The sequence below is a fragment of the Colwellia sp. SU-HH01172 genome, from assembly GCF_057553355.1.
Window position 1 is genome coordinate 114,712 of record NZ_BAAJMB010000001.1, and the last position, 18,925, is coordinate 133,636.

Annotated in this window: 16 protein-coding genes and 1 pseudogene; 9 read left to right on the plus strand and 8 right to left on the minus strand. The window is 39.7% G+C overall.

Annotation, left to right across the window (positions count from 1 at the left end):
• Positions 1-26 precede the first annotated feature (26 nt).
• A complete protein-coding gene (locus AC27JP_RS00560) occupies positions 27-893 on the plus strand; it encodes a PA4780 family RIO1-like protein kinase (protein ID WP_487111499.1) in 867 nt (288 codons plus the stop codon).
• Here the strand turns inward: AC27JP_RS00560 and AC27JP_RS00565 are convergent.
• The 3 genes and pseudogenes from AC27JP_RS00565 to AC27JP_RS00575 all read right to left on the minus strand — a co-directional run.
• On the minus strand, positions 890-1,876 hold the full coding sequence (locus tag AC27JP_RS00565; RefSeq protein WP_487111501.1) for a YeiH family protein: 987 nt from the start codon (positions 1,874-1,876) through the stop codon (positions 890-892). The genes AC27JP_RS00560 and AC27JP_RS00565 overlap by 4 nt on opposite strands.
• 153 nt (positions 1,877-2,029) lie before the next feature.
• Positions 2,030-2,494 (minus strand): hypothetical protein, encoded by a 465-nt coding sequence (locus AC27JP_RS00570; RefSeq protein ID WP_487111503.1) that lies wholly within the window; start codon positions 2,492-2,494, stop codon positions 2,030-2,032.
• A 335-nt stretch (positions 2,495-2,829) separates the two neighbouring features.
• A pseudogene (locus AC27JP_RS00575) lies at positions 2,830-3,279 on the minus strand (YehS family protein); the annotation flags it as partial.
• Between the two features lie 300 nt (positions 3,280-3,579).
• Between AC27JP_RS00575 and mfd the strand changes: the two are divergent.
• The 5 genes from mfd (at position 3,580) to AC27JP_RS00600 (ending at position 10,762) form a co-directional block, all read left to right on the plus strand.
• Positions 3,580-7,095: a transcription-repair coupling factor gene (gene mfd, locus AC27JP_RS00580; RefSeq protein WP_487111504.1), complete on the plus strand. Its 3,516-nt coding sequence runs from the start codon at positions 3,580-3,582 to the stop codon at positions 7,093-7,095.
• Positions 7,096-7,232: 137 nt separating this feature from the next.
• The gene (locus AC27JP_RS00585; protein ID WP_487111506.1) at positions 7,233-8,774 is read left to right on the plus strand and encodes a CsiV family protein; all 1,542 of its coding nucleotides are present in this window, start codon (positions 7,233-7,235) and stop codon (positions 8,772-8,774) included.
• A 42-nt stretch (positions 8,775-8,816) separates the two neighbouring features.
• Positions 8,817-9,107, plus strand: coding sequence for a DUF1244 domain-containing protein (locus AC27JP_RS00590; protein WP_487111507.1), 291 nt, complete (start codon positions 8,817-8,819; stop codon positions 9,105-9,107).
• A 36-nt stretch (positions 9,108-9,143) separates the two neighbouring features.
• On the plus strand, positions 9,144-9,893 hold the full coding sequence (locus tag AC27JP_RS00595) for a substrate-binding periplasmic protein (protein WP_487111508.1): 750 nt from the start codon (positions 9,144-9,146) through the stop codon (positions 9,891-9,893).
• Between the two features lie 158 nt (positions 9,894-10,051).
• A complete protein-coding gene (locus AC27JP_RS00600; protein WP_487111509.1) occupies positions 10,052-10,762 on the plus strand; it encodes a substrate-binding periplasmic protein in 711 nt (236 codons plus the stop codon).
• Positions 10,763-10,824: 62 nt separating this feature from the next.
• Here the strand turns inward: AC27JP_RS00600 and AC27JP_RS00605 are convergent, their stop codons facing one another.
• Positions 10,825-11,115, minus strand: coding sequence for a hypothetical protein (locus AC27JP_RS00605; RefSeq protein ID WP_487111511.1), 291 nt, complete (start codon positions 11,113-11,115; stop codon positions 10,825-10,827).
• A gap of 381 nt (positions 11,116-11,496) precedes the next feature.
• On the opposite strand from AC27JP_RS00605, the gene bla reads away from it, so the two are divergent.
• Entirely contained in the window at positions 11,497-12,294 is a 798-nt protein-coding gene (gene bla, locus AC27JP_RS00610; protein WP_487111512.1) for a subclass B1 metallo-beta-lactamase, read from the plus strand.
• Between the two features lie 21 nt (positions 12,295-12,315).
• On the opposite strand, the gene AC27JP_RS00615 is transcribed toward bla, so the two are convergent.
• The 4 genes from AC27JP_RS00615 to ubiU all read right to left on the minus strand — a co-directional run bounded on the left by AC27JP_RS00615 (position 12,316) and on the right by ubiU (position 16,213).
• Positions 12,316-13,005 carry a pseudouridine synthase gene (locus AC27JP_RS00615; protein ID WP_487111513.1) on the minus strand — a complete coding sequence of 230 codons (690 nt, stop codon included), beginning with the start codon at positions 13,003-13,005 and terminating at the stop codon, positions 12,316-12,318.
• A gap of 88 nt (positions 13,006-13,093) precedes the next feature.
• The gene (locus tag AC27JP_RS00620; RefSeq protein ID WP_487111514.1) at positions 13,094-14,239 is read right to left on the minus strand and encodes a JmjC domain-containing protein; all 1,146 of its coding nucleotides are present in this window, start codon (positions 14,237-14,239) and stop codon (positions 13,094-13,096) included.
• 74 nt (positions 14,240-14,313) lie between these two features.
• Positions 14,314-15,195: a U32 family peptidase gene (locus AC27JP_RS00625; RefSeq protein WP_487111515.1), complete on the minus strand. Its 882-nt coding sequence runs from the start codon at positions 15,193-15,195 to the stop codon at positions 14,314-14,316.
• 22 nt (positions 15,196-15,217) lie between these two features.
• Positions 15,218-16,213, minus strand: a complete 996-nt coding sequence (gene ubiU / locus AC27JP_RS00630) for a ubiquinone anaerobic biosynthesis protein UbiU (protein WP_487111517.1) — start codon at positions 16,211-16,213, stop codon at positions 15,218-15,220.
• Between the two features lie 233 nt (positions 16,214-16,446).
• On the opposite strand from ubiU, the gene ubiT reads away from it, so the two are divergent.
• Positions 16,447-17,001 (plus strand): ubiquinone anaerobic biosynthesis accessory factor UbiT, encoded by a 555-nt coding sequence (gene ubiT / locus AC27JP_RS00635; RefSeq protein WP_487111518.1) that lies wholly within the window; start codon positions 16,447-16,449, stop codon positions 16,999-17,001.
• A 299-nt stretch (positions 17,002-17,300) separates the two neighbouring features.
• Positions 17,301-18,785 (plus strand): cytochrome c peroxidase, encoded by a 1,485-nt coding sequence (locus AC27JP_RS00640; protein WP_487111519.1) that lies wholly within the window; start codon positions 17,301-17,303, stop codon positions 18,783-18,785.
• The last annotated feature ends 140 nt before the right edge of the window (positions 18,786-18,925 follow it).

Consider the following 18,925-nt stretch of genomic DNA (forward strand, 5'->3'; position numbering starts at 1 on the left):
TCAACGAACTAAGGTATAACGACGCCATGAAAGTACCTAAACGCATACAGCCACTTGTTGATGATGGCCTAGTAGATGAAGTAATAAGCCAGTTAATGAGCGGTAAAGAAGCCACCGTTTATATGGTACGATGCGGCGATGACGTTCGTTGTGCAAAAGTCTATAAAGAAGCGATTAAGCGCAGCTTTAAAAAAGCAGCGCAATATCAAGAAGGCAGAAAAAGCCGAAATAGCCGCCGTGCTCGCGCAATGGAAAAAGGCTCAAAATATGGTCGTGACCAACAAGAGTCCGCATGGCAAAATGCAGAAGTTGATGCCTTGTATAAACTAGCAGAAGCTGGAGTACGAGTACCACAACCCTTTGGCTGCTTTGACGGTGTTTTATTGATGGAACTCGTTACCGATGATGACGGTGACGTTGCGCCACGATTAAACGATGTTGTGATGTCAGCAGAGCAAGCAGCAGAAGATCATGTACTAGTCATGCACTACGTTAAGCTAATGCTTTGTGCGGGTATCATTCACGGTGATTTGTCAGAATTTAATGTATTGGTCGATGACTATGGTCCAGTTATTATCGACTTACCACAAGCGGTTGATGCATCAGCGAATAACAATGCCAAAGCTATGCTTAAACGTGATGTAACCAATATGACCAATTACTACGGCCAATTCAGCCCAGCCTTAAAGCAAAGTAAATATGCCGAAGAAATGTGGGCGCTGTTTGAACGTGGTGAATTAACACCAGAATCAACACTTACCGGTTTATTCAAAGAAAGTTCGGCCAGTGCAGATGTTGATACCGTATTAGAAGAAATTAAAGCGGCATTCGCTGAAGAGCAAGCAAGAATTGAGCGTATCAGTGAAGCTAACGCTGTTGATAGCGAATATTAATAAAAAAACAAAATACTGCCAATAATCAAGCTTGCTAAAAATAACGTTTCGGTGCCCATTAATAATACTGGGCGCCATCCCACTGAAACAACTTGTTTTAGCGATGTTTTGACGCCAATGGCGGCAATTGCCACCACAAGTAAATTACTCGATAAAGCGCGAATAATCTCAATTAACCAGACCGGCATTACGCCAATATTCTTTAAAAAAGCTAAAACAAAAAATAGTATTAAAAAACCGGGAATAAAGGCACTAACACCGCCGCTCATTTTACTGTCACGTTCTTTAAAGGCAAAAAATACTAGCATCACAATAGGCATTAGTAGCGCGACTCTTAACAGTTTTATATAAGTTGCGACATCACCCGCTGCCGGTGAAATGGTATAACCAGCCCCAACAACTTGTGCTACATCGTGAATTGCCCCGCCGATAAATACGCCTGCCAACTCATCAGAAAAGCCTAAATAGCCCGCCAGAATAGGATAAAAAATCATTGATAAGGTACTAAAGGTGGTAATACCTATCACCGTAAGAGCAAAGTACTTTTCTTGTGATTTATCTTTAGGTAGTACAGTTGAAATAGCGGCGGCGGCAGAAACACCACAAACAGCGACCGCGCCACCAGAAAGCACGCCAAAGGTTTTAGGTAAACCGAGTAAGCGAGCAAACAACACACCAAAAACTATGGTTAATGCCATGCTGAACATAACAATTAGTGGCGGAGTAATGCCCAGAGAAACAATATCAGCAAACGCAATACGTACTCCCAATAAACCAACACAAAAGCGCAGCAACTCCCGAGAGCAAAAATTGACGCCTGGTTGAACATTTTTATTACGGTAAAAAGCGTGAGCACTTAAACCAAGCAATAACGCGAATAGCATAATGGGTGCTTGATAACGAGTAGCAATGATTGCCGCGACCATAGCTATTACCGCGCACAATATTGTCCCCAGTAATTTAGCTTTCAAATTTGCCAGCATTTATTGGTTAAACCGTAAAAATAATGTTCATAAAAGGTATCGATAAATTGTATCACTAGTGATGACAATATTATTGTTTTTCTAGAGCTTAAATATAAAAAAACCTGCAATTGCAGGCTTCTAACGTAATTTACACCATCGAAGATTAATTCGTTAACTAAACCACTTATTATTAATACCTTTAGCGGCAAAACGCACTAAAACAAGGGCTATAACCACAACCATAATCGGCATTATAGTGCCACCTGGCCCATAAACTTCAAACGAATTACTGATAAAAAAGGAATGAAACATTTGCACTATCACCCCAAAAAATGAGGCAACAAACAATTGATAGCAAATACTTTTCTTCATTAACAATGCCAGGCTTCCTAAGGCGCCAGCAAATACCGCAACAGCAAAGGCAGCAATGGCCCAAAGTGGCGTAGCGGCATATAAGTCTTGTTCAGCTTGTGGTAACTCAGCAATCATTTCCGGCGTCATCATCATTTGGCCAACAAACGCCATCACACCGAGTAAATTCCATACCAAGGCTAAAATTGCTGCAACTTTAAACCAACTTGGAATAGCAACAATTTCAGGGGCTTGTTTGTTTTCTGATGCGCTGTTTTCAGACATAAATTCTTCCTTATTATTTTTATTGTTAAGAATGTATCCAAACCTCTACAAAATACCTAATGCAATTGGAGCGAGAAACATATGACATTTATAGCACAAACACCTAAATTTGCTAATTAAAACTATTCTCCCCAAATATCTTTTGGTTTCAGTTTTAACACCTTACGTTCGCCAGGCTTACGCTCAACTTTGCTTTTATTCGGGTTAACATAAATCTTGCTTGCCTTAGGTTTAGCCGAGTTATAGTTCTTGTTTTCTAAAACTTTTTCCAGCTTATCTTTACTTTCGACAACTGTCTGGCCTTTAACTTGTTCTTTCGCTCGACGTTGAACATGAAACTTTTTATCAACACCTTGTAAAAAGTTGCGCAATACTTGATCTTTACATTCACGATAGTTTTTATGATCAGGCTTACGAGAAAAGGCACTTAATTCTGGTTTATTCAAGCGAAAGTCAACTGACGCTAGCATCTCGATAATATCTTCAGCTTTTAAATTAAAGGCAATTTTAAGTTTAGTTAAAATAATATTATTATTTAATCGCTTTTCAGCTTTTGCCGGTTCACCCTCTTTTTTGCCACGACGTTCATTAATAAAGCCATTTAAAAATGCAGCAAAAGTCGTATCTGGGCAATTTATATAAGCCGGATCTTCTTCTTTTTTTAACCAATTGCTAATTTGGTCACGAGTCACGGTTAAATCACCCGAGGCAAATATGGCAATAACCTTTTGATCATTAAAGTTAAAAGTATATCTCAGGCGGCGTAAAACATCGTTATTAGTCACAAACTTCTCCAGAAAACCAACAAAACTGCTGGCTACTGCAACTATGAACCCTTTTTATATCGGTAAATAGCAGCAAAAATACGGTAATTTAATTGCCCAATATTATACATGCTTTAAATAGTGATATCTTTAGTTGTCACAACTAATTAGTCGTGAAATATCTATCGAAAGAATTGAGAATACATTTAGCCGCTAAAACTTCATGAAAACTCATGCTAAGATACGCGCAAATTATACTGTACACGCGACGCTATTTTCCGACACAGTGATCAAATTTCCAAGAAATATATAAGAGCAGTCATGAGCAAAAACGTTAATCTATTCAATCCTGTTTTAGCAAAAAGTCGTGGTAAAAATGCTGATAAAAAAGTTTGGCAAAACCTACCCGGCAGTAGTGCCAGCTTGGCCATTTTTCACGGTGCCTTATCGGCTGAACAACCGATTCTATTATTAACTCATGACACGCCATCAGCATTACGTATAGAGCAAGAACTAACGAGCTTAAATCAACAACAGCAGTTATCTATTTGCCTATTTCCTGACTGGGAAACCTTACCTTACGATACCTTTTCTCCGCATCAAGACATTATTTCTCAGCGTTTAGCCACTTTGTACCAATTATCGCGTATGAAAAAAGGCATCGTTATTGTGCCAGTAACTACGCTGATGCAACGCTTAGCGCCAAAACAATATTTAGAAGCGAATAGCCTAATTATTCAAAAAGGCGATAAAAAGGACTTACATCAATTACGACAAGAGCTAGAAGCAAGTGGTTATCGTAATGTTGACCAAGTCATGGAACACGGTGAATTTTCTGCCCGCGGTGCAATTCTTGATTTATTTCCTATGGGTAGCAAAACCCCATTTCGTTTAGACTTTTTTGATGATGAAATTGATGAAATTCGTTTATTTGATCCAGAAAATCAACGCTCAAGTGAGAAAGTAAACGGTATTGATTTATTACCTGCTCATGAGTTTCCAACCGATAGCGACGGTATTAACTTATTTCGCAGCCAGTACCGCGAACAATTTACTAGTACCATAGACAAAGAATCCATTTACCATCAAGTCAGTAGTGGCATTATGCCCGCAGGCATCGAGTATTATTTACCGCTATTTTTCCAGCAATCAAATACCTTATGCGATTATCTGTCAGAAAATACCTTAGTTATTGTTAGTGGTGATATCGATAAAGCAGTCGCTCATTATTGGACCGACATTGAATACCGTTATGAAGACCGACGTTATGATCCGACCCGTCCACTATTGCCGCCTCAACAATTATTTCTCAATGTTGAAGAATTATACAGCGCATTAAAGCCCTTTGACCGCATCAACTTAAAACCAACTGAGCTTGATGAAGAAGTTAAAACCTCGCAGGTACAGTTTGATGTAAAACCCTTACCTGACTTAACCATAGATCATAAATTAAAGCAGCCATTCGAGCTATTAAATAACTTTATAGCCAGCAAAGAAACACCAGCAAAATTGTTATTTGTTGCTGAGAGTCAAGGTCGTCGGGAAAGTGTTTTAGAATTACTGCATCGTAACAATATCACGCCTGCTAATTTCGATAGTATCGAAGATTTTGTCAACAGTGACAGTACACTTGGTATAACAGTCAATGCCTTAAGTGCTGGCTTTATTTTTCAAGCAAAAGGCAGCGCAAAGAAAAATGCCATTGCCTTAGTGACCGAAGCCGAGCTATTAGGAGATATTGTTCGCCAAACGCGTCGTCGCAACAAACAACAAGATATTCAAAACGACGCAATATTTAAAAACTTAGCGGAATTGAGCATAGGTCAGCCCGTTGTTCATATCGAACATGGGATTGGCCGCTATATGGGATTACAAACCATAGAAAACGGCGGCATAACCACAGAGTTTTTGGTGTTAAACTATGCCAGTGAAGCTAAGCTCTATGTTCCGGTTGCGTCATTACATTTAATTAGCCGCTATTCCGGCACTGACGCAGAACATGCACCACTACATAAACTCGGTAACGATACTTGGAGTAAGGCGAAACAAAAGGCCGCAGAAAAAGTTCGTGACGTTGCTGCTGAACTTCTCGATATATATGCCAAACGTGCCAGTAATCATGGCCACACATTTAAACGTGACAAAAGTGATTACCGCGCTTTTGCCGACAGCTTTGGCTTTGAGGAAACCTTAGATCAAGAACAAGCCATAAATGCCGTGCTCAGCGATATGTTGTCGCCACAAGCCATGGACCGACTTGTCTGTGGTGATGTTGGTTTTGGTAAAACTGAAGTGGCAATGCGAGCAGCATTTGTTGCAGTCAACGACGGTAAACAAGTGGCGATATTAGTACCAACGACACTATTAGCACAACAACACTACGAAAACTTCCGCGATCGTTTTGCCAATTGGCCGATCAGTATTGAAGTACTGTCGCGATTTAAAACTACTAAAGAACAAAATCAAGTCATTAAAGATGTTGAATCTGGACAAATTGATATTTTGATTGGTACCCATAAATTATTGCAAAATACTATTAAATATAAAGATTTGGGTTTATTGGTGGTTGATGAAGAACATCGCTTCGGTGTTAAGCAAAAAGAAAAAATCAAACAACTGCGCTCAAATGTCGATATTCTCACCTTAACCGCAACACCTATCCCACGTACTTTAAATATGGCCATGGGTGGTATGCGCGATTTATCGATTATTGCCACACCTCCTGCCAAGCGCTTAGCGGTAAAAACCTTTGTCAGAGAACGCGATGAGCCGCTGATCCGAGAATCAATATTGCGTGAAATACTGCGTGGTGGTCAGGTCTATTTCTTACATAACAATGTCGATACCATAGATAAAACCGCCGCCGATATTCAAGCATTATTGCCAGAAGCAAAAATTATCACCGCCCACGGGCAAATGCGCGAGCGTGAGCTTGAGCGCATCATGAGTGACTTTTACCACCAACGCTACAATGTACTGGTTTGTACCACCATTATTGAAACCGGCATCGATGTACCAAGTGCCAACACCATTATTATGGATCGTGCTGATCGTTTAGGCTTGGCACAATTGCATCAGCTACGTGGGCGTGTCGGTCGCTCGCATCATCAAGCCTACGCCTACTTACTAACGCCACACGAAAAGCGCATGACCAAAGATGCCAAAAAACGTCTTGAAGCGATAGCCTCACTGGAAGATTTAGGTGCTGGTTTCACTCTAGCCACTCACGATTTAGAAATTCGTGGTGCTGGCGAGTTATTAGGTGAAGATCAAAGTGGCTCTATGAGCCAAGTCGGCTTTAGCCTTTATATGGAAATGCTTGACGCCGCCGTTGCAGCACTTAAAGACGGTAAACAATTATCACTTGAGCAAGTGATGAAAACGCAAACGGAAGTTGATTTACGCGTACCTGCACTACTTCCTGATGACTACATTTTCGATGTCAGCCTACGCTTAAGTTTATACAAACGAATTGCCAGCTGCAAAACCAAACAAGCCTTAGACGATATGCAAGTTGAGTTAATCGATCGGTTTGGTTTACTACCACAACCGGCAAAGAACTTAGTCCACATTGCTAAACTTAAACTAAAAGCAGAAAAAATTGGCATTTCACGCATTGATGCAGGGCCTGCCGGCGGTACAATTGAATTTAGTAGCGACACCAAAGTTGATCCTATGTTCATCATGACCTTGATTCAGCAGCAACCTAAAATTTATAAAATGGAGGGTGGCAGTAAGCTTAAATTTAAACAAGCAAGTGAAGATGCAAAAACACGCTTTGTTTTAATAACAACCATGCTCAATGAACTCGCGAACCATTTACGAGCAGACAGCTAACTGGTCGTCAAAATAAGAAAAACCTATGGCAAAAGGTAAATGATTGATAATTTAAGTATTGATCAACTTTTGCTATTATCCGATGGTAACATCGCCATTATCATCGCCGATAACGGATACTAACAACTGGAACTTGAATGAAATTTAAGCAATTTTTACTTTGTGCCATCACTGCCCTGTTACCGTTATCGGTTAACGCAGCCTCTAATAAAAGTAACGACCGATGGTTCGACGTTGAAGTCATTCTATTTAGTCAATTAGGCGATAAAAGCCAATTAAAAGAAAGCTTTCCTGATAGCAGTGAGTTACCGAAATATCGCCGCAGCACTGATTTACTTGCGCGCTATTTAAATCCTGATATTGCTAGTTTAAAACAGTTATTACCAAGCTGTGACTCACCACAATACAAGCCTGACTTAGTGACTCAAAATGCTAAGCTACCAGCGCTATTCTCTGAAAAATCGCTAGCGGAAATAGCTCAAATGCCGCCGCTTGTCGCTGAATCATCAGCACTAAATGAATTTAGTACGACAAATAGTTTTAGCGATGGTACTTCAACAGGAGAAACAGCAACAGAGACCTTGGCTTCGCAAAATAACAATGCCGCTAATAACTCATTAGCAACGCCATTGACGACTGAGCTTTCCGATGAAAAGCGTGCTGAGATACAAGCTTTAGTAGTTGCTGCCGATGAAGAGTTTAACCGTTTAACTTTTAACTACACAGCAAAAGTTGCGCCAACATCAGCACAACGCCGCTCACCTATAATACTCTGTCGAATTGACGAAGTACATTTTGCAGAACTCAAAGCCAACGATGCGAGCTTTGCTTACAATGGCTTTACTGTCGACAAAATGCCTTTATTAATCAATGCCCCTGAAAATATTGACAATAACAGCACACATTTACTCAGTAAAGAATCATTAAAGCTTGGTGACATTATAACAGACCTAAGATACAGCAAAAATTTCCGACCGTTATTGCACATGGGCTGGCGTCAAGTTGCTCGGCCTAAAAAACAATCGATCCCAGTGAAAGTTTACGCCGGCGATAATTTCGCCGCTGACTATCAAAAGCAAGTGGCAAAGTACCAAGCACAGCAGAATAAACTACATGCTGCCCTTACCTATGACGATAACCAAGAGAATTCTGCTGAACTCTCACCTGCTGACAAGCCAATGCTCGATAACCAAGGTCTATTGCTAGCGCAAGCTAAACAGGCACGTATTGCTCGAATAGTTGAGCAAATATCAACGGTTACCGAAGACACTGAGCAATTACTTAGCGCTATTGAAAGTGATGACTTATCGTTAGAAACCGACATTAAGACAAGGTTGGTAGTTGAAGAGCAAGCCGTACCAATCCCTCCCGTACAAGATTGGTTTCTTAATGGCTTCTTTAATGTTCATTTAAAGCATTACTTATTTATTACTGCCGACTTTAATATTTTGGATAAAAATTTAGCGGAACTTGCCACAGCACAATTAGCCGGTGGCGCACCAACAAGTGCAATAAATAGCAATGTCGTATCGAAAGCACCTGTGCAAGCTAAAGCCATCCGTTTTAAGCAAGATCGGCGCGTAATTAGTGGTGAAGTGCATTATTTCGATCATCCCTACATGGGCATGATCGTGCAAATTAGACCTTACAAAAAACCAAAACCTGAGCAAGATAAATAAAACATTTTTTTAGGTAAAAGTTAACCATATTTAGAGGATATTATGGATAAAGAAATTGAAATTCAAGCGGCGGTATTTCGTCGTTTATTAGCACATTTAGATAGTCGTAAAGACGTACAGAATATTGAATTAATGAATTTAGCGGGTTTTTGTCGTAATTGCTTTTCAAAATGGACCGTTGTTGAAGCAGAAAAACTTGGTGTCGATGTCGATATTGATACTGCTCGTGAGCAAGTTTACGGCATGCCTTATAGTGAGTGGAAAGAGAAACACCAACTGCCCGCCACTGACGAACAAATGGCAAAGTATAATGAGCTGAACCCTAAAAAATAATACAGCACTTCTAGAATTATACGAAGGTATTAACTAGTGATTAAACTTAATAGTATCGTAGTAATTATATTGCTATTGTTTGCTGATTTTTCTTATGCAAATCAGCAATACCTTCGTACATCCTATTATCGACAAAATATCGCGCCGCAATTATTTTTTGATGATAACGGCCGACCGACAAGTGGCATTCTTTACGATATAACGCACGCTATTGCCAAGCAATTAGGCGTAAAACTTGAATTATTGCCTATTCCACGTAAGCGCATTACCCAATCGTTAGTTAAAAATATCATTGATATGCACTGCGTCTCGAACCCTAAGTGGTATACACTTGAAAGCTTACGCTGGAGCCATGTACTTTATAAGAACCCTGATATTTTAATCAATCGAAAAAGCATGACATCAATAACTGAGCTATCAAACTATGACAATTTGAAAATAGGCACAACCCTGGGCTATATCTACCCTGAAATAGTTACTCACGTTAAAAATAAAAATATAATACAAGTAACCAGCGTTTCTCCTGACGAAAGTTTTAAAAAGTATCGAAAAAATAGAGTAGCAGGCTTTATTAGTGCATCCGTTGAAGCATCATACTTTAACAAGGAAATTGAAGACTCGGTCATTGTCTTAAACGACAACAATATACATTGTGTGTTTGCCCCTAGCATGAATGAAGTGACAGTGAAGCGGATAAATAATGCCATTGATATTTTAAAAGCATCAGGAGAAATAGAAAAGGTTTTAACTAAATACAAATATCTGCCGGTAATTAAACCACACTAAGCACAAGCCCGAGATCCCAGTAACATTTCTGTTACAATTTTGTACAAATGCGCACCAGCTATATTGATAGAATAGATGCACTAATAATGATTTAAGATGTTGTATTATTAATGAAAATTTTAATAAATTTCTGTAAATGCCTAATATTGGCTAGCGCATTGTTATTACCCATATTTGCTGCACAGGCAAAACACCGTATTTTAACCTCGTCATATTACTTGCAGAATATTCCACCACAATTATTTTTTGATCTCGATAATAGACCAATAAGTGGAATTTTATTTGATATAACCCACGCAATTGCGGCTGAGATAGATGCTAAAATTGAAATGTTACCCATTCCGCGTAAGCGTTTAGAACAGGCATTAGTCAGCGACTTAGTTGATATGAACTGTGTGGCAAATCCAAATTGGTATAGTTCTAATAAATTACGCTGGAGCGAACCTATTTACCATAACCCAGACGTATTAATTAACCGATTAAACATCAAATCTCTCGAGCAATTTGAAGCAAACAAAAGCCTGACACTTGGATTAACTTTAGGCTATGTTTACCCTGAACTGGAAAGTAAAACACAGTCACCTTCAACTAAGGTCATTAGAAACTTAAGTGCTGAGCAAAGCTATTTGGCCTACCGAAAAGGTAAAAGTGATGCATTTGTTAGTGCCAAAGCGGAGGCGGCGTTTTTTAATCTAACACCTTTCGATAGCATAGTTCCACTCAACAATAACAATATTCATTGTGTATTTTCGCCCGCGGTGACAGAGCATGAATTCAAAAAAATAACTAAAGCCATTAGGAAGTTAAAAGGCAATGGAACATTTTCCTCCATTCTAGCAAAGTACAATTTTAACCAGATCACAGGATAGAATAATAATGAGAACCTTGGTAATTTAGCTAATTTTATCGCGCCTTTAATGTAATATGTTTTTTAAACTTTAACGAAAATTGCAGACTCTTTTGCCCGGCGATCATTGCGGGCACGAGATTCTAACCAGCGTCCTCTATTCATTCGCTGTTGACGACGGTCTTCGCCATTACGACGCTCAGTTTCAGGTAAAGGGTTCGCAGTAATTTTTATCGTTTCTTGGTCCGACTTCAACTCCGGCTCGGGCTCATTCTGCTGTTTTTTTTCTTGCTGCTGGTGCCGACGACTATCTCTTGCTGATGGCTCAGCTTTCGCAGTATAACTAGGTGGCAATAATTCAGCTAAAACGTCCATTAATTTTTCTCTTTCAAATGCTTAAAATAGTGATTCACTGTTCATTAAATCGGCAGTTGTAATAAAAAGTTTAATTATTTTTTGCTGATTTTTCACTCAAAAACAAAATACTTTGATAATATTCTCGACAAGAAATTAGCCTCTTGCAGGGTCTGTTGATCTTTCAGTTTATAACTCTGTTGCTCTTGAAAAAATGACTATCAAGGCAACTCGAGGAGCTATGACTAACTTTCAAGCTAACTTCGTTGAAAAACGTTAAAGTAGAACAACTACATTGCACGTCTTTCGTCTTGTTACCTTTAAAATTAGTCTATAGCAGAGACAAAAATGAAAGATCAAAAGCCCCTTGGCTATTGAATAACCTTTACTTGGAAAACTCCCATGCTCAACAAAACGTTCAGCCAAATATTCGCATTTTGCTTAATCGTTCCTTTATTGCTTTCTTCAAACTGTGCCAATGCCAATAATTCAGCAAATACTGCTCAGCAAAAAACTCAACTCACGATAACTCCGATAGCGACTAACGTTTTTCAGCATGTTTCATATAAGGAAGTTGAGAATTATGGCATGGTGCCTGCCAACGGTTTAATTGTTGTTCAAGGGAAGAATGCTTATATTATTGATACCCCGTGGACAGATGCTGACACAAAGGCCTTAGTAGCTTGGATTGCTAGTCAAGGATTTACACTAAAAAGCAGCATTTCCACGCACTTTCATGACGATCGAGCGGGTGGTATTTCGTATCTGAATAACATAGCCATTGATACTTATGCCAGCGAGGCAACTAACCAATTACTAACAGCTGATAGTAAACAAGCAGCTAAATATCACTTATTGTCCAGCGATAATAAAGCGGAAAAGCAAACCGTTGCAGAAGGTGCAATTGAGGTTTTTTATCCCGGCCCTGGCCATTCAAGTGATAATATCGTGGTTTGGTTACCTGAGCATAAATTTCTGTTTGGAGGTTGCTTTGTTAAAAGCTTAAACAGTAAAAGTTTAGGTTATACCGGTGATGCTGATATCGAAAAGTGGCCACATTCAATGCAGAAGCTCATCAATAACTACCCGACAGTTAAACGAGTACTGCCTGGCCATGGAAAAATAGGTAATACTGAGCTATTAACTCACACACAAACTTTAGCTGTAAAAGCCAATGTAGATAATAAATCAGCGAAATAAAATCTTAGTTAACAGCAAGGACTATAAAAACGCCTCAACTTCGCTTTGCGTTAAATAACGCCACTCGCCTAACGGTATGTCGGCCAGCTTTATAGGCCCAATTTGTTCACGATGCAAACCAACAACCTTGTTACCAACAGCAGCGAACATGCGTTTAACTTGATGGTATTTACCTTCAGTTATGGTTAACAGTACTTCTTGTTCATCAATTTTTTCGAGCTTAGCCGGACGGGTTAAACCGTCTTCACCTTGCAGTTGTACGCCTTCAATAAACTTCTGCTCAGTATCGTCCTTTAGTGGGTTACGTAGCCAAACACGATAAACTTTTTCACACTGTTTTTTCGGCGAAATAATATTGTGCGACCAACGGCCATCATCGGTAACCAATACTAGGCCTGTGGTATCAGCATCTAAACGCCCAGCAATGTGCATATCAAACACTCTATCAACATCAATTAAATGCAGTAAAGATGGGTACATTTCATCAACATTTGAACAGATAGTATCGACGGGTTTATGCAGTAAAATATATCGAGAACTGCGAGCCGTTAATTGTTGCCCTTCAATAGTAATAGAATTATTTTCATGCACCTGTGTGCGAGGGTCTTTAATGACTTCATCATTGACTCGCACTTTACCCATTTTGAGCACTTTTTTGGCTTCTGAGCGGGTAAGTTCGGTACTTTTACAAATAAATTTATCGAGTCGCATAAGAAATGATGTCGCTAACAGGGTAATAAAATAAAGGCGACGCTATTATCGCCATTTAAATTATTTTAGCAAGATTATACCCAAACTATCAGCAGGCAAAATACCAGTAGCCTGCGCTTAGCTGTTCTGAAACAAAAGCGATAAAATCGCTGCTGTTAATCCACGGTTGTAATTGCTCTTGCGTAATGACAACCTGATCACACATTAGCTGAACGATATTGGCAATAGCAGGCGAAAACTCAACTTTATTGCCATCAATGTAGCAAATACCTTCCGTTAACGTTTCAGGAAAGTAAAAGGCTTTCACGCCACCTAAACGCATTAAATTATGCTCGGCAATGGCGACTTTAATATCGTCATCGGCAATTAAATCAAGATCAGGCTGCAAGTCTAATTCGTGTTTAGCTTGAGTGTAAAAAGCGCCAATAAAGTCACGCAGCATTTCATCATTGTCGGTTAACGATGTTAACTGCTGTTTTATTTTTGCAAAATCATTCGAATCAATTGCGCCGCTGTGTGCAGTCGCTTGCCGTTCTGGGTCGGTAATTAGTTGACCACCTTGCTCGTTATCAATTAAATGATCGGCAAAACCACTGAGTAAACTCACCGCTGAATTAGTGCGAAAGCCCACTGAAAAACTTAAACTTGTTTCCAAAGTTATACCTTCATGCGGGAAACCTGGTGGAATATATAAAATATCACCTGACTCCAACTCAACATCAATAATGGCTTCGAAAGGTTCAACATGTAAAAGTGCGGCGTGTGCTGCAAACTCACGATGTTGGCCTTTATCACCAACACGCCAGTTACGTTTACCTGAGCCTTGGCAGATAAATACGTCGTACCAATCAATATGTGGCCCTACACCACCGCCAGGGGTTGCAAAACTGACCATTAAGTCATCTAAGCGCCAATGCGGAAGAAAACGAAATGGTTCTATCATTTGTGCCGCTTCTTCTGACCAGTTATCGAGAGCTTGCACAACCAGCGACCAGTTTTTATCACCTAAGTGCTCGTAAGATTCAAATGGGCCAAATTCTGCCTGCCATTGTTCACCTTTTTTATAAACTAAGCGAGATTCAACTTCTTCTGCACAGGCGAGCCCGGCAATTTCATCAGCGCTAATTGGGTCTTGAAAATGTTTAAAGCCTTGGCGGATAACCACAGGTTTTTTCTGCCAATATTCACGTAAAAAATGTTCTTGGTTGAATTCATCAGCATTTAACTGGACCATATTAATAACCTTTTATGTTCTCATTCATACCAATTAACATCATATTATTGGCAGCTTTGTATCTGTATGGTGGTTTACGCGACTGACATGCCAGCAATTTTATGCCAGTAGCCATTACATTCTTCCACGCCGTCAAGCGGGTATTTTTCAGGGTTAACGAGCTGATTAGCAAAGCGGTCAAGCATGGTAAATGCTTTGTCGTTATCAGCGCTAATACGGGCAATATCAACGCCAATGTTTGCCATTTCTGGCACTTCGTTAACTAAGTTATATTGGTAACCTGACATGGTTTGAATGCCGTTTAAAATGAACATGCGCTCACCTTCTCGGCTATTCATTTTTCGCCCTTCTGGGTATTTAATGCAGCAATATTTACAATCGTCTTTTGGTCTATCTTCCGAACGAGCGGTAAAGCAACGCGCTGAATAAGCAAGCGGCATATAGCCCCAAGAAAATACTTCGCATTCGAACTGGTCTCGAATATTCTCTTCCTCTGCTTGTTGCAGCAAAGTTTTCAGCCAATCACCAGAAACTTCTACTGGCATTACCCAGCGGCTCATGCCTTGTCGAAGCAATACTTTTAAGGTCGCGATGTTGTAGCAGTTAATTGCTGGGCCTGCGACAAAAGGTAAATTTAGCTCGTGCATCATTTGCACGGCACTTAAATCATTCGCTTCAATAAGCAGTTCACCATTGCCGCATAATCGGCGCATGGTTTGAATTTCCGCTGGCGATTCCAACAGCGCCATAGTCGATAACACAATTTGTTTATCGCTATTACTGTTAAGTTCTTTGGCAAGATTAATCCAGTCTTTTGCTCGCAATTCACGACGCTTAGAACAAACCGTTTCACCTAAATAAATAATATCGGCTTTGCTATTTAATGCTTGCTGATAATAAGCTTCAACATCGTTTTTTGGCCAAAAAAACAAACTAGGACCAAGAGAAAATTTCATATTCATTTCCAACTATTAATATTTATTGCCATTTACGGTGATATGCGCCCAACGTGGTTTGGCTACCTTCAGAAAGGTTTGATAAGGTATTCATCCAAGCCTGTTCAACATCATAAGCGTCTGGGTTTTCGGCAAAACGGTCTAACGCCATGCGCCACGTTTTCGCTACCTGTTCAACATAAGCGGGGCTGCGCTGACGTCCTTCAATTTTCACTGAAGCAATGCCCATTTTTACTAACTCAGGAATAAGCTCTAAGGTGTTTAAACTGGTTGGCTCTTCTAAGGCATGATAAACATTGTCATCCACTTCAAAGCGGCCTTTACATAAGGTTGGATAACCGGCGTTTTCATCACTTTGGTAGCGATCAATCAGCACGTTATTTAAACGGCTTTCTAAGCCTTTATCCGTTTCTTGCCAACGAACATATTTAGCTGGAGAACAGGCACCCGCCGTATTTGGCGATTCACCTGTCATGTAAGAAGACAAATAACAACGTCCTTCTGACATAATACACAAGCTACCAAAGGCAAATACTTCTAACTTTACTGGGCTGGTTTTGGCTAATTGACGAACTTGTTGTACTGACAATACCCGTGGCAAAACCACACGTTCAACGTCAAAGTTGTTTTTGAAAAACTTTATTGCTTCTAAGTTGGTTGTTGACGCTTGCACTGACACATGGCGCTCAACATCAGGGTATTTAGTCGCGGCGTAATCAAGCACGCCCAAATCAGCAATAATTAAGGCATCAGTGCCAATAGCTACGGCATTATCAACCGCTTTACGCCAGCGCTGTTCACCGTCAGGGTGAGCAAAAGTATTAATGGCAACATGAAGTTTTTTACCATGGTCGTGCACATAATCTGCACCTTTAGCCAACTTGCCATCATTAAAGTTAAGACCCGCAAAATGACGCGCATTGGTATCATCTTTCATACCGATATAAACCGCATCAGCACCGTTATCAATCGCTGTTTTTAGCGCAGGTAAATTACCCGCAGGACACAAAAGTTCCATATTATCCAAACCAAAATTTATTTTGTTGGGAGTGTACCTAGGTTCAGTCAGAGATTATTTGATATAAATTAACTATACCGATATTACTTCAAGTACATATTTACTTGTTAACTTGATCTGTTTCATAAAAGCATGGACATCTGCGTGCTAACCTATTGCTCATAATTTAAATGAGTAAAACCTAAAGTGGTGACGGGTTGATATAAGTCACTCTTTAGCGAGTGGAATTTACCTTGATTAATCAAATTACTGAACGAGTTAACTTACAAAACTTACCGTTTAGTGTGCGAAGTCGCGCACTTTCGTTACTGCCTAAAATACTAAAACCTAGCCTGCGCTTAGTGCCGTTTAGCGCACAAAAAAAGCTGCTGCTGCCCGCGCTACATTCAGTATTTAAAGAAGCAATTGAAGATGGTGATTTTGAATTTTTAACCGACAAATGGCTAAAAATATCTATTACCGATATTGATCTACATTGGTGGTTAAGCTTTGATCAAGACCAACTTATTATGGCAGCGCCACAGCTAGCCATTGAAGAAGATGTAAGCTTTTGTGCTTCAGGTGATTATTTGTTACTAATTGCTGGCCGCAAACAAGACCCAGACACCTTATTTTTCCAGCGCCGCTTGCACATTGAAGGCGATACCGAACTAGGTTTAGAAGTGAAAAACCTAATCGACGCCGTTGATGTTGACCAACTGCCCAGTAGCGTACATAAAATTATTAATATACTGGCCGATGTGGTTGAACAAACCCAACAAGAAATTAAGCACGGCGTGCTGGTTTAAGCAAAAGGCAATAGTAAGTTTAGAGCGCAGTAAAATGGGCACTGTGACAGAAAATGTAATTTTGGTGTTCTGCAACGGTTACTAATCTTGTAAAGCGATCCTAATTTAGGCACAAACTTTACTTAATATATAGTCCGCTTTGCCACCAAAGCGGTCATTAGTTGTATAAATTTAGAACCAAAATTACTAGAACGTATTTGAGTTTTTGAAGCAACTTACCTTTCTTTGCATTACCTTTACGATACTTTACTTAAATTCATTTATGCTGGTTGACAAGTAAAAAAATTTATCGAGATGGTATGCAACATATTTATATTGCTTTTTTATTAGTAACTTTATCAGCTTGTGGCGGCTCCAATGGAAACGATGACTCTGAAAGTGATAGTGCACCTATAGTTATTGACACAGATGGCGATGGTGTTGGTGATATCTCAGATGCATTTCCTAGCGATCCAACAGAAACGACAGACACAGATGACGATGGCGTTGGCGATAACTCGGATGCGTTTCCTAGTGATCCAACAGAAACGACAGACACAGATGGCGATGGCGTTGGTGATAACTCGGATGCCTTTCCTAACGATCCAACAGAAACGACAGACACAGATGGCGATGGCGTTGGTGACAACTCGGATGCGTTTCCTAACGACCCCGAAAAATGGGAACCTCAAGTTAGCAGAATGCCCAATTTACCAAATGAATACTTTAATTACGCAGATATCGAGTTACCTGAGCATTTATTGAATAACTTCTTTCCAGAAGAGTTTGGCTTTCAAGTATCTGCTAGCAGCATAGATAATACTCCTCTGCATAATCCTGTTACTAATGCCGAGGCTACTTTAGGTAGAGTGTTGTTTTATGAAACTCAATTAAGTGCAAATAATAGTATTTCTTGCGGATCTTGCCACAAGCAGTCTTTAGGGTTTACAGATGATCGTAAATTTAGTGAAGGGTTTGAAGGAGAGTTTACTAGGCGGCATTCAATGACTTTGGCTAATGCTCGATTTTATGATAGTGGTAAGTTTTTCTGGGACGAACGAGCCGATACATTAGAGCAACAGGTATTAATGCCTATTCAAGACCCAATTGAAATGGGATTAACTTTATCAGAATTAGAAGAAAAAGTTTCAAATCTAGATTACTATCCTGCTTTATTTCAAGCTGCATTTGGTGATGAGATGATAACCGTTGATCGTATAAGCCTTGCAATGGCACAATTTATTAGATCTATGGTAAGTGTTGACTCAAAATACGCTCGTCATCGAGAAGCAGTTAATTCTCCCTTTGAACCATTTGTGGGATTTACAGATGAAGAAAACTTAGGGAAAAGTTTATTCATGAATTTTCGAGGAGACATTCCCCCTTGTGCAGGTTGTCACACCACAGAAGCCTTTGTCGGACCCTTTATTGACGAAGCACTCACCAGTGCAAGCAATAACGGTATAAACGCTGAGTCAGGTGATGACTTAGGTGTGTTTGAAACTACAGGCGATCCAAACCATGAAGGCAAATTCAAAATACCTACGCTGATCAATATTTTTGAGAGTACTCCTTATATGCATGATGGCCGTTTTGCCACATTAGAAGAAGTTGTAGAACACTACAGTACAGGTATTCAAGATCATCCTACGTTATCTCGCATACTTCGTGAAAGGCAAGAAGGCTCTCCAGTTAGTTATAACTTTAGTGAAGAGGAAAAATCCGCACTAGTTAGTTTCTTAAAAACACTATCTGATGAATCACTTTTAACTGACAAGAAGTTTAGTGACCCTTTTGTGAATTAAGTTAATTAAATTAATATAATTATGTGTAACGGCTTTGCTGAACTGGTCGGTTTTATGAGGCTGATGCTTTCGTTGTATCTATGGGTATTGTGTAGATACTTCTTAGTCTATTTTTTTAGCAACTATAATTAATACTTGAT

Excerpts from the sequence above, each read along its gene's own strand:
- AC27JP_RS00560 (WP_487111499.1), top strand. The coding sequence starts at position 27 with ATGAAAGTACCTAAACGCATACAGCCACTTGTTGATGATGGCCTAGTA.
- AC27JP_RS00565 (WP_487111501.1), bottom strand. The coding sequence starts at position 1,876 with ATGCTGGCAAATTTGAAAGCTAAATTACTGGGGACAATATTGTGCGCG.
- AC27JP_RS00570 (WP_487111503.1), bottom strand. The coding sequence starts at position 2,494 with ATGTCTGAAAACAGCGCATCAGAAAACAAACAAGCCCCTGAAATTGTT.
- mfd (WP_487111504.1), top strand. The coding sequence starts at position 3,580 with ATGAGCAAAAACGTTAATCTATTCAATCCTGTTTTAGCAAAAAGTCGT.
- AC27JP_RS00585 (WP_487111506.1), top strand. The coding sequence starts at position 7,233 with ATGAAATTTAAGCAATTTTTACTTTGTGCCATCACTGCCCTGTTACCG.
- AC27JP_RS00590 (WP_487111507.1), top strand. The coding sequence starts at position 8,817 with ATGGATAAAGAAATTGAAATTCAAGCGGCGGTATTTCGTCGTTTATTA.
- AC27JP_RS00605 (WP_487111511.1), bottom strand. The coding sequence starts at position 11,115 with ATGGACGTTTTAGCTGAATTATTGCCACCTAGTTATACTGCGAAAGCT.
- bla (WP_487111512.1), top strand. The coding sequence starts at position 11,497 with ATGCTCAACAAAACGTTCAGCCAAATATTCGCATTTTGCTTAATCGTT.
- AC27JP_RS00615 (WP_487111513.1), bottom strand. The coding sequence starts at position 13,005 with ATGCGACTCGATAAATTTATTTGTAAAAGTACCGAACTTACCCGCTCA.
- AC27JP_RS00620 (WP_487111514.1), bottom strand. The coding sequence starts at position 14,239 with ATGGTCCAGTTAAATGCTGATGAATTCAACCAAGAACATTTTTTACGT.
- AC27JP_RS00625 (WP_487111515.1), bottom strand. The coding sequence starts at position 15,195 with ATGAAATTTTCTCTTGGTCCTAGTTTGTTTTTTTGGCCAAAAAACGAT.
- ubiU (WP_487111517.1), bottom strand. The coding sequence starts at position 16,213 with ATGGAACTTTTGTGTCCTGCGGGTAATTTACCTGCGCTAAAAACAGCG.
- AC27JP_RS00640 (WP_487111519.1), top strand. The coding sequence starts at position 17,301 with ATGCAACATATTTATATTGCTTTTTTATTAGTAACTTTATCAGCTTGT.